This window comes from cyanobacterium endosymbiont of Epithemia clementina EcSB (genome assembly GCF_029919255.1).
Taxonomy (GTDB): Bacteria; Cyanobacteriota; Cyanobacteriia; order Cyanobacteriales; family Microcystaceae; genus Rippkaea.
Map to the genome: position 1 here is coordinate 1,719,910 of NZ_CP123991.1, position 14,953 is coordinate 1,734,862.

The 14,953-nt window shown below is 34.7% G+C and carries 11 protein-coding genes; 9 read left to right on the forward strand and 2 right to left on the reverse strand.

All coding sequences use genetic code 11. The features are described 5' to 3' along the window. Positions 1-2,907: 2,907 nt before the first annotated feature. From recA to P3F56_RS05640, 3 genes are all read left to right on the forward strand, one after another. Positions 2,908-3,951, forward strand: a complete 1,044-nt coding sequence (recA, locus tag P3F56_RS05630) for a recombinase RecA (RefSeq protein WP_281151947.1) — start codon at positions 2,908-2,910, stop codon at positions 3,949-3,951. A 93-nt stretch (positions 3,952-4,044) separates the two neighbouring features. Then, a complete protein-coding gene (locus tag P3F56_RS05635) occupies positions 4,045-4,752 on the forward strand; it encodes a LapA family protein (RefSeq protein WP_281151948.1) in 708 nt (235 codons plus the stop codon). Between the two features lie 60 nt (positions 4,753-4,812). Beyond that, the gene (locus P3F56_RS05640; protein WP_281151949.1) at positions 4,813-5,631 is read left to right on the forward strand and encodes a carbon-nitrogen hydrolase family protein; all 819 of its coding nucleotides are present in this window, start codon (positions 4,813-4,815) and stop codon (positions 5,629-5,631) included. On the opposite strand, the gene P3F56_RS05645 is transcribed toward P3F56_RS05640, so the two are convergent. Next, positions 5,624-6,115, reverse strand: coding sequence for a crossover junction endodeoxyribonuclease RuvC (locus tag P3F56_RS05645; RefSeq protein WP_281151950.1), 492 nt, complete (start codon positions 6,113-6,115; stop codon positions 5,624-5,626). The two genes, P3F56_RS05640 and P3F56_RS05645, sit on opposite strands and share 8 nt — an antisense overlap. A 12-nt stretch (positions 6,116-6,127) precedes the next feature. Here P3F56_RS05645 and P3F56_RS05650 point away from each other — a divergent pair, with 12 nt between their 5' ends. The 5 genes from P3F56_RS05650 to P3F56_RS05670 all read left to right on the forward strand — a co-directional run bounded on the left by P3F56_RS05650 (position 6,128) and on the right by P3F56_RS05670 (position 13,126). Continuing rightward, positions 6,128-6,295: a hypothetical protein gene (locus tag P3F56_RS05650; RefSeq protein ID WP_281151951.1), complete on the forward strand. Its 168-nt coding sequence runs from the start codon at positions 6,128-6,130 to the stop codon at positions 6,293-6,295. Positions 6,296-7,502: 1,207 nt separating this feature from the next. Beyond that, complete coding sequence (locus P3F56_RS05655; RefSeq protein ID WP_281151952.1) at positions 7,503-7,652, forward strand: hypothetical protein; 150 nt, start codon at positions 7,503-7,505, stop codon at positions 7,650-7,652. Positions 7,653-8,356: 704 nt separating this feature from the next. Then, on the forward strand, positions 8,357-10,033 hold the full coding sequence (gene groL / locus P3F56_RS05660) for a chaperonin GroEL (RefSeq protein WP_281151953.1): 1,677 nt from the start codon (positions 8,357-8,359) through the stop codon (positions 10,031-10,033). Between the two features lie 283 nt (positions 10,034-10,316). Beyond that, on the forward strand, positions 10,317-11,762 hold the full coding sequence (locus tag P3F56_RS05665; RefSeq protein ID WP_281151954.1) for an efflux RND transporter periplasmic adaptor subunit: 1,446 nt from the start codon (positions 10,317-10,319) through the stop codon (positions 11,760-11,762). Positions 11,763-11,917: 155 nt separating this feature from the next. Continuing rightward, positions 11,918-13,126: an ABC transporter permease gene (locus P3F56_RS05670; RefSeq protein ID WP_281151955.1), complete on the forward strand. Its 1,209-nt coding sequence runs from the start codon at positions 11,918-11,920 to the stop codon at positions 13,124-13,126. A 963-nt stretch (positions 13,127-14,089) separates the two neighbouring features. On the opposite strand, the gene P3F56_RS05675 is transcribed toward P3F56_RS05670, so the two are convergent. Continuing rightward, complete coding sequence (locus P3F56_RS05675) at positions 14,090-14,266, reverse strand: hypothetical protein (RefSeq protein ID WP_281151956.1); 177 nt, start codon at positions 14,264-14,266, stop codon at positions 14,090-14,092. 433 nt (positions 14,267-14,699) lie between these two features. Here P3F56_RS05675 and P3F56_RS05680 point away from each other — a divergent pair, with 433 nt between their 5' ends. Next, on the forward strand, positions 14,700-14,861 hold the full coding sequence (locus P3F56_RS05680) for a hypothetical protein (protein ID WP_281151957.1): 162 nt from the start codon (positions 14,700-14,702) through the stop codon (positions 14,859-14,861). Positions 14,862-14,953: the final 92 nt, after the last annotated feature.

The window sequence follows — 14,953 nt, forward strand, 5'->3', positions numbered from 1 at the left end:
GTCAATAACCTACGAGAGTACTTCTCACAGGAGCATCCCAACATAGTCTTTAATATTTCCCTAAATTTTAGAGTTCTCTCTATTAAGACATAAAGGAGTTCAATAAGCAAGCTTTAAAAAAAATTAAAGCTAAAATACAAGAAAAATACCCTGGGTGGACTCAGAGGATTAACTTCTTTACTTAATAGCTAAAATTTAAGCCAAATATCTTATATCTTCTGCTAAAATCTTTATTTTGCCCCTAGTTTTTTAGTTTAATTCTACGAGATCTGTTCAATACTTAGCCAAGGTGTATTTTATCTTGTTAAAATCCAAAATCAGACTAATTACTCTCTATTTTTCAATAAAATCTTTAAATATTTAAAGTGGAAATATCATAACAGATGACCAGAATGGGTTTATTCGAAAAATAATATTAAATATATTTAAGTAGGAAATATGAAAAACGGATTTATTACAGCTCTGCTTGCCTTATCTACTGGTGCTTTTAGACTTTATAGGTTTTATTTTTGGAAAAAACTACACCAATGTATTATAGTTACTCCTTTCGTGGACATTTATCTCGTCAATCGTATCATTTTTTAAGTTGTTATGATTAATATTGATTTCAGATAATATTTTTGATGCTAAATATATTTTTTTTATTTCTCAAGTGGTAAGTCTGAATCTGAACTCCACAACTATAAAGCAGTAACTCCAATTAATCTTCAGAAGTTATATGCTTAATTTATTTTAATAAAAAACTAGAAAAATCTTAATTTATATTTTATTTTTTTTGAGTTATTGAACAATAAACTAGTTATTATGTTTGATATTTATGAATATAATTATAAATATCAAACATAGTTTTAGCTTACTTTTATACTTTTTTGGCTTAGTCATCGCTGATTGTGCTAATGAGGTTAAAACTTTTAATTTTATTGAATTTGGACTTGCTAGTGTTGTGATAACTTTTCTAAAGTTTGTGGCAGGTTTATCTCACTTAGGATTATTAATACAGTTAAGTAAAATCAGTACAGTTTTTTATCTCAAGAAAAATAGGATTCAATCCTATCCACTAATTAGGCTGTAACTCAATCGATAAAAAATAAAAAATTAACTTTAATTTATGTTTTAAAGACAAAATACTTCACTATCTCAATCTTTCTATTATTTATGATAATGATATTGAGGCTATCCGTCGTAAAAGTTATTTTTTTACCCATATCAAATAACTATATAAAATAGTAATTTTGCTAGTAATTATATTGCTATATTTTTATATTACTACTTCTAAATATTTTTTAAACGAAGAATCTTATGTATATTAACGACGTTAAAATTACTCTTTTCTGAAAAAAATATAAACAGATATTATCTATCAATATATGTTTATTATTCAATCAGATGATAAATTTTTAATGAAATTAAATTTTCATTAAATTCAGTTAATTATTTTCTTTTAAAAAAGTATTTTCAGGTTTTATATATTTATGTTTATTGTGAGCATTAAAGATATTTAATCTATAAAAAAAACTACATAAAGTAGTAAAATATTTTACTAAAAATACCAATCTTATTGCTTCAATTTAATTATTCATAACTCCCCTTATGTGCGCCATTACTAGATAAAATCTGATGACAAAATATAGCTACCAAAGTTAATTAAGTTAATTGAAACATTTGGATAAGTAGCTTAGCTAACTTACACTGTTAATTTCTCTGAGTTTGTTATTTTTGGATACAACTAGTAGTATAAATTGCAGAATAACTAATTCCTAGTGAGTTTATAGATGTCAATTATGGTAGATATTTTAAAAAATATTTTTTCCAGAAAGTGACTCTTTTTAAGATTCATAGATTTAAGTCTAAATATATCAAGTTGGAAAAATGTATTTGTTTGGATTAAAATTTTACTTCTTCTTTTAATCATCAAGTTATACTTACTTTATAAGAATTACTATTTTAACTAAAAAAATATCGATTTATTGGTTTCTTCTTGTTGAAAAGTTAACATAAGCAAACTTTTTCTTGCGCCTCTAAAAATTGGTTTTAATTTTATAGAATATTATTTTTTAATTTTTTTATAAAAAGTTTTAAATTGCAACTAGCATTTTTTATTTCTACTGGATGAAAGAATAAATATCATGAATTTAACAACAAATATTGATCTTATATTCAACTATAATTACGATATATAACTCTAAGAGAGAATAAAAACATTTTTTTATTTAAAGATTATTTTTCTTGAAAAAACTTTTATATACTTAAAAAAATAACTAAAGTATAGTATTTGAGTTTATCCCCAAAAAATCTTGATTTCTCTATAAAAGTCGTTGTCTACACCACTTATTTCTACATACCTTGGACAAAAAAAGTGCTAGTTAACGTATATTTTGATTTATTCTACACTTATCTAGTACTAGAGCTGATAATGTTTATCTACTTTTATATGTCTGTGAACTTTTATTTTGTTGCCTTGTACAAGATTGATTTTAGATGTATCAAATATAGGAAATACTTTACCTAATTAAACTTAATTATTGTTTCGAATCAAAAAGCGTATAGAGAAGGGAATTATATAAGTTTAACCATTAAGATCTAGTAAATAAAAATACGATTTGAACAATTAATTTTATTCCTTTGCCAGTCAAACCAACTAAGGTAAATTAGTACAGTCTATTTGAATAACAGAAGAGCAAATAGCTAGCCCTTTATTCAGTTAAAATCTATTAAAGATTTTTGAAAGTATATATAATCTATTCGTCACCTAATAACTTGATGATTATAATCATTTTCAATATGACTTTAAATAACAAAAACTATAACAAAATTGTCACACTTAATGTCAGCTGCCACAAAAAACAGCTACAATGGACGGATATTCTTGTACTATAAATTTTTATCTGAAAACTTTTTGAGGCGTTAATGGCTACTATAACGAATAATCCTGACAAAGAAAAAGCCCTAGGCTTAGTTCTTAATCAAATTGAACGAAATTTCGGTAAAGGCTCCATCATGCGCTTAGGGGATGCAGCGCGGATGCGGGTAGAAACTATTTCCAGTGGAGCATTAACGTTAGATTTGGCCCTAGGAGGAGGACTTCCCCAAGGACGAGTAATTGAGATTTATGGTCCTGAAAGTTCTGGTAAAACAACCCTCGCTCTCCATGCGATTGCCGAAGTCCAAAAAGCCGGAGGGGTAGCGGCTTTTGTCGATGCAGAACACGCCCTTGATCCCACTTATTCCGATGCGTTAGGGGTAGATATTAAAAATTTGCTCGTTGCTCAACCTGATACCGGAGAATCAGCCTTAGAAATTGTCGATCAATTGGTTAGATCCGCTGCCGTTGATATAGTTGTGATAGATTCTGTAGCCGCCTTAGTTCCCCGTGCTGAAATTGAAGGAGAAATGGGGGACACCCAGGTGGGGTTACAAGCTCGCCTTATGAGTAAAGCTTTACGTAAAATTGCCGGAAATATTGGAAAATCAGGCTGTGTAGTCATTTTTCTGAACCAGCTACGCCAAAAGATAGGAATTACCTATGGTAGTCCTGAAGTTACTACAGGAGGAAACGCTCTGAAATTTTATGCTTCAGTCCGTTTAGATATTCGCCGTATTCAAACTCTCAAAAAAGGTAATGAAGGAGAGTACGGAATTCGAGTTAAAGTTAAAGTTGCCAAAAATAAAGTCGCCCCCCCTTTTCGCATCGCTGAATTTGATATTATCTTTGGGAAGGGAATTTCTCGCATGGGCTGTATGTTAGATCTAGCTGAACAAACTGATATCATCAATCGTAAAGGGGCATGGTACAGCTACAATGGAGACAACATCTCCCAGGGACGAGAGAATGCGGTTAAGTACCTTGAAGAAAATCTCAAAATTGCGGAAACTGTCGAGCAGCAAGTTCGAGAAAAACTTGAATTAGGCTCTCTAAGTTTTGCTATTTCCCAAACCGATGAAGAAGAATAAAAAACCTAAAATTAAATAATATTAAGGATGGGGTGGGTAAAGCTCTTGCTCACCCTTCTGGTCGGTAACCTTATTATTCAATAATGATATCAGATGAAGTTATTATTACCGTTATTAATTTTAGTTTCAACTGTTGTTTTTCTCATTCAAAACCAGCAGACTGTAACTCTTTATTTTCTAGGAATAAATGCCAAAACTGCCTTATTTACTTTAACATTACCTGTGGGAATTTGGGTAATGTTGTTTAGTGTTTTTGGAATTTTAACCAGTTTGATAATACAATTTATCAATCAATTTTCTTCATCATTTTCTTCTAGAGACTTTACCTTTCCTCTTCAATCCTCTCAACTCTCAGGGTCTTCCCCTTCTTCAAAAAAAACCGACTGGGGAAAAACATCTCAAAGGAATTGGGGAAAAATAGAAGAAGACTTTGAGGAAGAAGATGGTTGGGATATTGAAAAACCACCGAGACAACCCACATTTACTCGTGAAAAATTAGAACAAAAATTGCAAGAAGAGGAGGATCGAACAACAGATTTTGAGGTTCGACAGCCCCCAAGAAAAGCCTCTCGTCAAGGCTCAATTTATTCCTATACATATCGTGAACTCGGCGAGTCTAAAGACAGTCCACTGTTTCAAGAATCGGTTGACCCCCCCCCGAAAAAGCCGGAGATTCTTGAGTCAGAAAATAAAACAGTCGATCAAGTTTATGATGCTAATTACCGCGTTTTGACTCCTCCTTATCGTAAGGATAAAGAGTCTTCCAATTTTGATCAAGAAGAAGACCAAGATTGGATATAAGAAACTTTGAAAGTTAAAATAGAAGTCTACGTTGCATCTACAATATTATTAACGGAACTGATGAAATCCTATCTTGCTGCAGCTATTCAAATGACCAGTCAGCCTAATCTTCAAAAAAACTTAGCTGAGGCCGAAGAACTAATAGAATTGGCTGTGCGTCGGGGGGCTGAATTAATTGGACTACCAGAAAATTTTGCATTTTTGGGTAAAGAAGAAGAAAAATTAAAGGAAGCGAAAGTCGTTAACGAAAAATCTCAAAAATTTCTCAAGACTATGGCACAACGCTTTCAAATTACAATTTTGGGGGGAGGTTTTCCCGTACCGGTGGAAGGAGATTCCACCAAAGCTTACAACACGGCCATCTTAGTCGATTCTCATGGAACAGAAGTCGCCCGTTATCAAAAAGTTCATCTGTTCGATGTAGATGTTCCTGATGGCAATACATATCGCGAGTCAAGTACGGTAATGGCGGGACAAAACTTGCCTAATATTTATCCTTCTGAGCAATTTGGCAATTTAGGCCTTTCTATTTGCTACGATGTCCGCTTTCCTGAAATTTACCGTCACCTATCTCATCAGGGAGCTGATGTTTTGTTTATTCCCGCTGCTTTTACCGCCTTTACAGGAAAGGATCACTGGAAGGTATTACTCCAAGCTAGAGCTATTGAAAATACCTGTTACGTAATCGCCCCTGCTCAAACTGGAAATCATTACGAACGACGGTATACTCATGGGCATGCTTGTATTGTCGATCCCTGGGGGACAATTTTGGCCGATGCAGGAGAAGAAGAAGGAATGGTGATCGCAGAAATTAACCCTTCCCGTATTCAACAGGTACGTAGACAAATGCCTTCTCTGCAACATCGTGTCTTCATTTAATATTATTGGTTAGTCCACATAAAGCCGCATAGGCAATGGCGATTGCATCCACACTATCATCAATGGGAAGGCATTCTAACCCAAATAAATGACTCACCATGTAAGCTACTTCTTTTTTGGTAGCTCGTCCGTTTCCCAAATGACATTTCCAACTCGATTGATGGAGAAAGATCGGCTCGATTTTAACTTCACGATAACTCACTAAATTAACCACTCCTAGAGCTTGCATTACACCACCTGCGGCTTTAATTTTACGGTTAAAATAGGGCATCTCAATAGCAATTCTATGGGGGCTAAATTCTCGTACTAACCCCACTAAATCTTGTTCAATTTCTACTAACCGTTGAGAGGTTGATAAAGTTTTTGAAGTTTCAACAGTCCCATAGTCAATCAATAGAGGATGATTTGATTTTGTTTCTTGTAAAATTGCCCATCCTAGAATGGCTAACCCTGGATCAATTCCTAACCAAATTAGTTTAGGCATAATTAATGTAACATGAATTTTTTCTCAAAAATCATATTTTATTTTAATCATAAATTAGTATTTGTTACCGTACCATCATCGAGTATTGGGGAAGTTCTCATTCAAAAATTTACGACTCAAGGAGTAAAGGTCGCGTTATCAGCTTATCGAGTAGATCACTCGCAGAAAATTGCTGATTAAATTTTTCCTTCAGGAGAAAGAATACTGATTATTTTTGGGGGTGTTAACTAAGAGTAATCTTCAAGAGCAACAGTATCTATAATACCGAATAAATTTATACATATTAATGTGATTGTTATCAATACTGGATAATTCTTAAAAGATAATTTAGAAGACATTTGTCTCGAAGATTATCAAAGTTAATGAGATGATAGTTTATTAGAGGTCTTATAGACTATTTATGCATCCTTAAATTTTTTTAAAAAAACTAAAAGAGGGCTAGTGATTATAAGTGCAGCATGCAAAATAATATTAATCTTTTGACCATGTTATTTTTTTATATAACAATTTGTTATGGCAACGGCTCAAGTTTTTTTTTAAAAATAATTACTGTCGATAAAGCTACAATAAAATAAATAAAATTTTTAGTAAATAAATAGATTATAGATTATAGATTAATAATAATTCAGAAAAAAATGAATTTTTTGTATATAAAAATAATAAAAAAATATATGTGATTATAAAATCATATGCCAGTGTTTAAAAACTAAGTAAAAAAATATCAATGCTGTTGAATACTTCAAAATTTGTACAATTGATAAGTTTAGTACATATTAGTTTTTCAGAAGTTTTACATTTGACAGTCTTTTATTTATTCAAATGTAAAGCGCTATCAAATCAACGATACCTAGACTAACTAAAAAATAAAATTTTAGATAAAAAACAGTATTTATAAACCAGAATTGATTCATATTATTAAGTTAATTTATAGTAAATAATCTAAGTGTATGGTTTTAAACCATCAAGATTGGTTAGTCAAACTTTATGATAATCTAGTGTTTACCTTGTCTAATTTTTGGAGAACTGAGGTCGTCATACTTAACTTTTCTATAAAAGTAAAAGTTTTTTCAAAAAAAGTTACTCATAAACTAGGATATATTCGCTTTTTTCAAGAAAGAAACATAAAAATTATTGTCAATAATTGATTATTTAATAGAGCTATAATCAATAATTATAGCTCTATTTTTTAGTTTTATAACCCTATAGTTAATTTGGTCATAAATTCCTATATCTTACCTTCCCTATTTTTTGAAAAATAGCAATTTTTAATGTTCTTTCATTCTATAATTCTCTATTTTTCAGAATGAAAGAACATCGACTCTTGAAGATCAAAAAAGTCTAAGTAACAATAAATAGTGCATAAACCTAAATTAGGTAGACTTCACCAATGACTAAACAAACTAGAAATAATAATCTTATTGTGATTAGAAAAACCACTAAACTGTTAGGGGTGAATACAAAGACTTTTCGTTGTTGGGAACAAGAAAAAAAATCCATATCACGAGAACTGCTGGGGTTCGTCAGTGGTTTAATATGAATAAATTGTTCAGGTTTCAAGTTGGATATGTCTAAAGTTTTTAATACACAAGTTATTGTTCTTAACAACCCCGAAGATGAGTCTGATCAAGATGAGATCACCGAAAATTTTAAGAGATGTGATTAACTTATTCAAATCTCAGATCGGAGAAAACCCTAACTAAACAAATATGAAAACTCCTTACTTTAAAAAGTTTGATAAAGATTGAGGCATTTTCTTCGCAAAGGTGAAAGACGTGCTGCAGGTTTGCCAAAGAATATTTAGAGATGAACTCTTTCTCCCCTTATTGCTATACCCCTCATCGTGTTCCGTTATCTCTACAGTAAGGGTGAGGAAATCCCTCCCTCAGTTATCAGAAAATCCAGACAATTCTTATTTCGATGACGGAATTATTAGCACTCACTCCTATTGAGTGCTAAATTGACATAAGTAGGGTCAAACCGTCCCGAAAAATATTCACTCAGGACAACCTTATTCAATTCAAACTAGAGAATTTGGTTTTTTAACTCTAAATTAGTTCTGAGTGTGAAGCACTACGCATTAAGGTTAAAACATTGGCACAAGAATTGGCACAAACAGCCAACTCTGTGTCCCTGGTCTTTTACAAGTAGGCGTAGCAGCGTAGCTCACCTGAAGCTTTTGAAGCTTTCTAAATCAGGGGAGTTGTCAATATAGAGAGTCACCAAAGTACCTAAGAAAAAATCATGGCAAAAATTGTTTCATTCAGTGATGAATCGAGACGGGCATTAGAGCAAGGGGTTAATTCCTTAGCTAATGCAGTTCGCATTACCTTGGGTCCCAAAGGCCGTAATGTCCTCCTCGAAAAAAAATTTGGAGTCCCTCAGATCGTTAACGATGGAATTACCGTCGCGAAAGAAATTGAACTCGAAGATCCCTTGCAAAATACGGGAGCTAGACTTCTTCAAGAAGTAGCCTCTAAAACCAAAGAAGTAGCCGGAGACGGAACCACGACTGCTATCGTTATTGGTCAAGCCTTAATTCGAGAGGGGTTAAAAAATGTCATTGCTGGAGCCAATCCGGTTGCTTTACGGCGTGGTATTGAAAAGACCATCGCTTATCTTGTCAAGGAAATTGAAGTAGTGGCTCAACCAGTCAAGGGAGAGGCTATCGCTCAGGTAGCTACTGTCTCGGCTGGTAACGATGTCGAAGTCGGCAAAATGATCGCCTTGGCGATGGATAAAGTCACCACTGATGGGGTGATTACTGTGGAAGAATCCAAGTCCCTAACTACCGAATTAGAAGTGGTAGAAGGGATGCAAATTGATCGTGGTTATCTTTCTCCCTACTTCATCAGTGATCCTGAACGGCAACTAGTGGACTTTGAAAAACCTTTGATACTGATTACCGACAAAAAAATCAGTGCAATCGCTGATCTAGTTCCTATCCTTGAAAATGTTGCTCGCGCGGGCAGTCCTCTACTAATCATTGCAGAAGACATAGAAGGGGAAGCCTTAGCTACCTTGGTCGTTAATAAAGCTCGCGGGGTTCTCAATGTAGCAGCTGTTAAAGCTCCTGCGTTTGGGGAACGCCGTAAAGCTATCCTTCAAGATCTTGCCATTCTCACTGGTGGTAGCGTCATTTCTGAGGATGTGGGGTTAAGTCTTGATGCGGTTTCTATCGATATGTTGGGAAAAGCCGCTAGAGTGACTATTGAAAAAGATAACACCACTATCGTTGCTAGTGGCGAACACAAAGCCAAAGCTGCCGTTGAGAAACGGGTAGCCCAACTCCGTAAACAACTAGAAGAAACTGACTCTGACTACGATAGCGAAAAACTTCAAGAACGAATTGCGAAATTAGCTGGAGGTGTAGCCGTTATCAAGGTGGGAGCTGCCACTGAAACGGAACTAAAAGATCGCAAACTTCGTATTGAAGATGCCCTCAACGCAACTAAAGCGGCAGTTGAAGAAGGCATTGTTCCAGGGGGAGGGACAACCTTAATTTACTTAGCTAATAAAGTTGCTGAATTTAAGAAAACTTTAACTAACCCCGAAGAGCAAGTAGCAGCCAACATCTTCACCAAAGCCTTGGAAGCCCCTCTGCGTCAATTGGCAGATAACGCTGGAGTTGAAGGGTCAGTTATTGTTGAGAGCGTCCGCAACACAGAGTTTAATATAGGTTATAACGCTGTCACAGGCAAGTTTGAGGATATGATTAAAGCCGGTATCCTTGACCCCGCAAAGGTCGTTCGCTCTGCTTTACAGAATGCGGCTTCTATTGCTGGTATGGTATTGACTACTGAAGCGTTAGTAGTCGAGAAACCAGAACCAGAACCCCCAGCAGCCCCTGATATGGGCGGCATGGGCGGCATGGGCGGCATGGGCGGCATGGGCGGCATGGGCGGCATGGGTATGATGTAATTCCCTAGGCTCTCAAGGTTCCCCATCTTGCATAATTTTTTAAAGAGAGATGTTCTTTTGAATGTCTCTTTTTCTTTGGCTAAAAAAACACAATCACTAATTAACATTTTTTAAAAAATGTAATTTAAAAAATGTTAATTAGTGATTAAGTGTCCTTTAGAGTTGATTGCTCAAAAGTCTCTTAAGCAAGGTTTATTCTATTATCAAAGAGAAGAATAGGAGAAACGTTAATATAGTGGGAACAACTCTTTATCTTTAGTTTGTTTTTGTACTAGTAGTCCCTATGGAAGTTCCTGTAATTGGTAAGTTAAACAGTCCCCTCCCTTTGATTTTAGCCCTGATGACTGGGGGCATCATCTTGGTCGGTGGCATGACCTACAAAATCGTTGAAACCCCAACTGCCGAAATTAAACTGAATGACTTAACCGTTCTGGTCAAACGGGAAACCTTGGCAGTAGAAATTGAAGCAAGTGGAACACTCGAACCTATGGAGAGTGTCAATCTTAGTCCGAAAAATCCAGGGAGACTACTGAAATTATTGGTACAACAGGGAATGTCTGTTAAACAAGGGCAAGTTCTCGCAGTCATGGAAAATACAGAGGTTCAAGCCGAAGGAAAACAAGCTCAAGCAAATTTTCAAAAAGCGGTCGCTGAACTTGAAGCAGCTAAAATTACCATCCCTAGTGAAATTAACCAAGCTCAAACCCGACTTATTCAAGCTGAAGCTCAACTTGAAGAAACTCAAGCGAATCTAGCACGAGCTCAACAGAGAATCCCAAGATACATTGAGCAAATTAAGGCACAAATATTGGCTGCTCGTTCTCGCACTCAATTAGCAGCTTCGCGCGTCAAGCGCAATGAAGAATTAATGAAAGAAGGAGCAATTACCCACGATAGTTTTGATGAAGTGATTAGTGACTATCATAATGCAGAAGCAAATTTACTCGAAATTACCCAACGGCTCGAACAAGCCCAAAACACAGCTAACCCAGAGATTAGTCAACTACAACAAGACATTATCCGATCTCAAGCTGCCGTTACTGAAGCAAAAATTGCTTTTGAAGAACGGAAAAAAACAGCTCAGGCTGAAACCAGTCGCCTAGAAGCTTCTGTCACTGCTGCTAAGGCAGAATTAGAAAGAAAGATGATTCAATTCCAAGATACAGCTATTCGAGCTCCTTTTGACGGAATTATTACCCGAAAATATGCTAATGTTGGCGCATTTGTCACCCCAACTACCTCGGCGTCTACTTCCATCTTGGCTTTAGCACGAGGGTTAGAAGTAGTGGCCAAAGTTCCAGAGATGGATTTGGGGATGTTAGAAGTAGGACAACCGGTAAAAGTGATTGCTGATGCCTATCCCGATAAAATATTTCAAGGAAAAGTGATTCGTATTGCCCCAGAGGCAATTATTGACCGCAATGTCACTTCTTTTGAAGTCACTGTCGGGTTGGTGACAGGACAAGATGAACTTAAGTCGAAAATGAATGTAGATGTTACCTTTTTAGGAAAGCAACTGAGTAATGCTCTAGTGGTTCCCACGATAGCCATCGTTACTCAAGAAGGAAAACTAGGAGTTATGGTTCCTGATCAAGACAATAACCCTCAATTTAAACCTGTTACTATCGGTATGGTTTTAGATAAAAAAACCGAAATTCTTTCTGGATTAAATTCAGGAGATCGAGTTTTTATTGATATTCCTTCTAATAAGAAAGACAAGAAATCTTAATTTTAATGACCGGAGTTCGAAATGTGACTAGATTCTGCTACGCAATGGAATTATGACTTGTTAACACAACAATAGTAGTTTAAGACTTCTGATATTGATCATTTGTCTACACGTTATATTGTGTTGAGCTCAAGGATTAACTATTAACTATTCAGATGAACATTTTAGAAAGCTTTAAAATGTCAGCAGCTATGTTAGCTGCTAATAAATTACAAACTAGCTTAACCATGCTAGGGATTATTATGGGCAATGCTTCCGTGATTGCTACTATTGGTTTAGGACAAGGATCACAAAAACTTGCTAACGAACAATTAAAGTCTTTAGGTCCTAATATTCTGTTCGTTATGCCAGGTAATCAAAAAAGCCGTCGAACAACTTTAAATGTTCCTCAAACACTTGTTTGGGAAGATGCACAGGCTATTGCTTCCCAAGTTTCTAGCATCAAGGCAGTCGCCCCAGAAATCAATCAACGTCAGTTAATTTCTTATAGAAATCAAAACACTAATGTAACCCTTGTTGGAACGAACTCTGAATATTCATCCGTCCGAGACTTTCCAGTGGCAACGGGAAGGTTTATTAACCAAATTGATCTTAAACGTAATCAACGAGTGGCTGTAATTGGTTCAGAAATTGCCCAGAATTTATCTCTTTTCCTTGGGGAGAAAATTAGGATTAACAATATCAGTTTTGAAATTGTCGGAGTGATGGAACCTAAGGGGTCTTTTTTTGGGATTAACCAGGATGAAAGTATTATAATTCCCTTAACAACTATGGCTAACCAAATTGTCGGGCAAACTTCCCCTCATGGGGTAGCTTTAAGTCTAATTCATATAGAGGCAAAGAGTACAGATACTGTTCGCGCCGCTAAATTCCAGATCGAAAATTTACTACGCCTGAGACATCAAATTACGACCGAAGATGATTTCGGAGTCCGAACTTCTAAACAAATGATGTCTATTGTAAAAGTCATTACTTCAGGATTAACGATCATGTTAGTCGGCATTGCAAGTATTTCTTTAATTGTTGGTGGTATTGGCGTAATGAATATTATGTTAGTTTCCGTGACTGAACGCACCCCGGAAATTGGACTTCGGAAGGCATTAGGCGCAACCCAAGGAGATATTTTAATTCAGTTTTTGATTGAAGCAGTCATTATTGCTATTTCTGGAGGAGTTGTTGGGATTATATTAGGCGTTAGTATTTTAGTGTTAATTGGCATTATGTTTCCCCTATCTCCTGTCATTGCTTCTGAAACTATTTTTCTGTCTTTAGGTATTTCTGGGGGAATTGGTTTAGGCTTTGGGGTAATTCCAGCACAACGGGCAGCTAAACTTGATCCTATTGTTGCTTTAAGAAGTTCTTAAATAGAGCAAGAAACTTAGGCGATTTTTTGAAAAAAATTAAGATTTTACTAAATCTGTTATGTAAAAATTAAAAATATAAATACAAAATTTGATTGTTAATAACAGGCTTATCAAAGTCTATACTTCTTCTATAGGCAAAATTATAGTAAGTTTTGTATTTCAATTTAATTATGTTATGCTAAATATTTTTACTTGATTGATACTTATGATATCAAATGCTCAATCCAGTTTGCTAAATGAAATTCTAAATTTGGAAGAACTCACCATTGACTATTATTTAGATTTTAAGTGACATAGGAATAGTTTTATTTTTTTAAAAAAATAGACTCAACAGTAACTTGCATCTACTGTGATTAAAATACTAGGAAACTTCATCAAAATAATTAATTAACTATCAGAGATTTGCCTTGAATAAGGAAGGCAGTCTATCCCAATATTAATCGTCGTCAAATAAAATATAATTTATATAAATAAAATCAATGTAAAAAAAAGTTCAAATAAGAGTTCAGCTAAAAAAAGAACATATATCGAAAAATTCAAGAAAAAATCTTCGAAAAAATTCCAAATATAAATATCAAGAATGTGGTCAAAAGCAATTGAGTAAGTTAAAAAGAAATAGAAACAATGCTTAAATATCACACTTGCTGAATTAAGACTCTAAACAGTTTCCGACGGCAACGGTTAGATGTAACTTAGTTTAAGAATATTTGTCCATAGTGCCACTCATTTGATAAACCTAATTCCCCATCCATATTCAGGTAAAAGGGTTAAAAGGTTGATTTTTTTACGATTCGCCGCGACCCACTATAGGATAATTTTAGAGGATAAATATTGACTGACAGTAATTTTTAGATAACTTGAATTGAGACTGTTGGTGAAACAACTTTTGGTAAGTTAACTACATAAACCAACAACTACCTCTCCTTAAGAGAACCCATTATTGATTGATAGTCAGTGGATAGCTCAGTCAAAAAAATTTGACTTTAGATAGACAGTTTCTCTGAGAAGGCCTAGATCGTCAATGGGAGCAGGGGCAGCCATATCCGAAGGTAAAAAGGCACGAATACTCACGGACACTAAGGCAACTAAAAATATTAGGACAATAAGAAAAGGAGCAATATATTGGCGAAAAAATGTCATGGTTATGGGTTAAACAGGTCAAATTTTAAAAATAGAAAGGGCCTATGTTTGATTAAAATTATAAGTGGCAACTATAGAATGGTTGACACCTATTTTGTTTCATTGTTCTTACGAACATATCTTAGAACAGATAGGAAAAGGGCAATTCTGCGAGAATTATCCCATTTAGTCAGTCTGTGCCGGACTAACATCGTGTCTTGCTCAGACGGTCAAACATCATAGCACACGACGTCATCCACTGACGGACTACCCTGAAGGGAGAACATTATAGGGTTTAATCAATGCAGAAGAAAAACTAAGCTTACAATATCACTTTAACTGAATTATTTATGTCTTATTAGGTTCAAAACACGCCCATCAACGTCAAATAATTCATTGCGATATCAACCCAGAAAATATTTTACTCAATTTAACGGCTCAAGGATAGACAGCAATGATTCGCATTTTCGGTATTGCTCGTCTGATTCAAGAGGAGGAAAACTCAAGTAAAGGAGAAAGTTACATCGGCTCTTCTGCTCATATAGCTGCTGAAAGAACTTATGATAACCATATTTTATGGGACATCCTCTATTTTGGTAGCGCTCTTATTTTATAAATAAACATTAAGAGAAATATCCTTTTCTGAACTTCCTAAGAGTTTAATATTAACTCATCTTAACTAACTAGTCACTATTACTGCTCAGATTC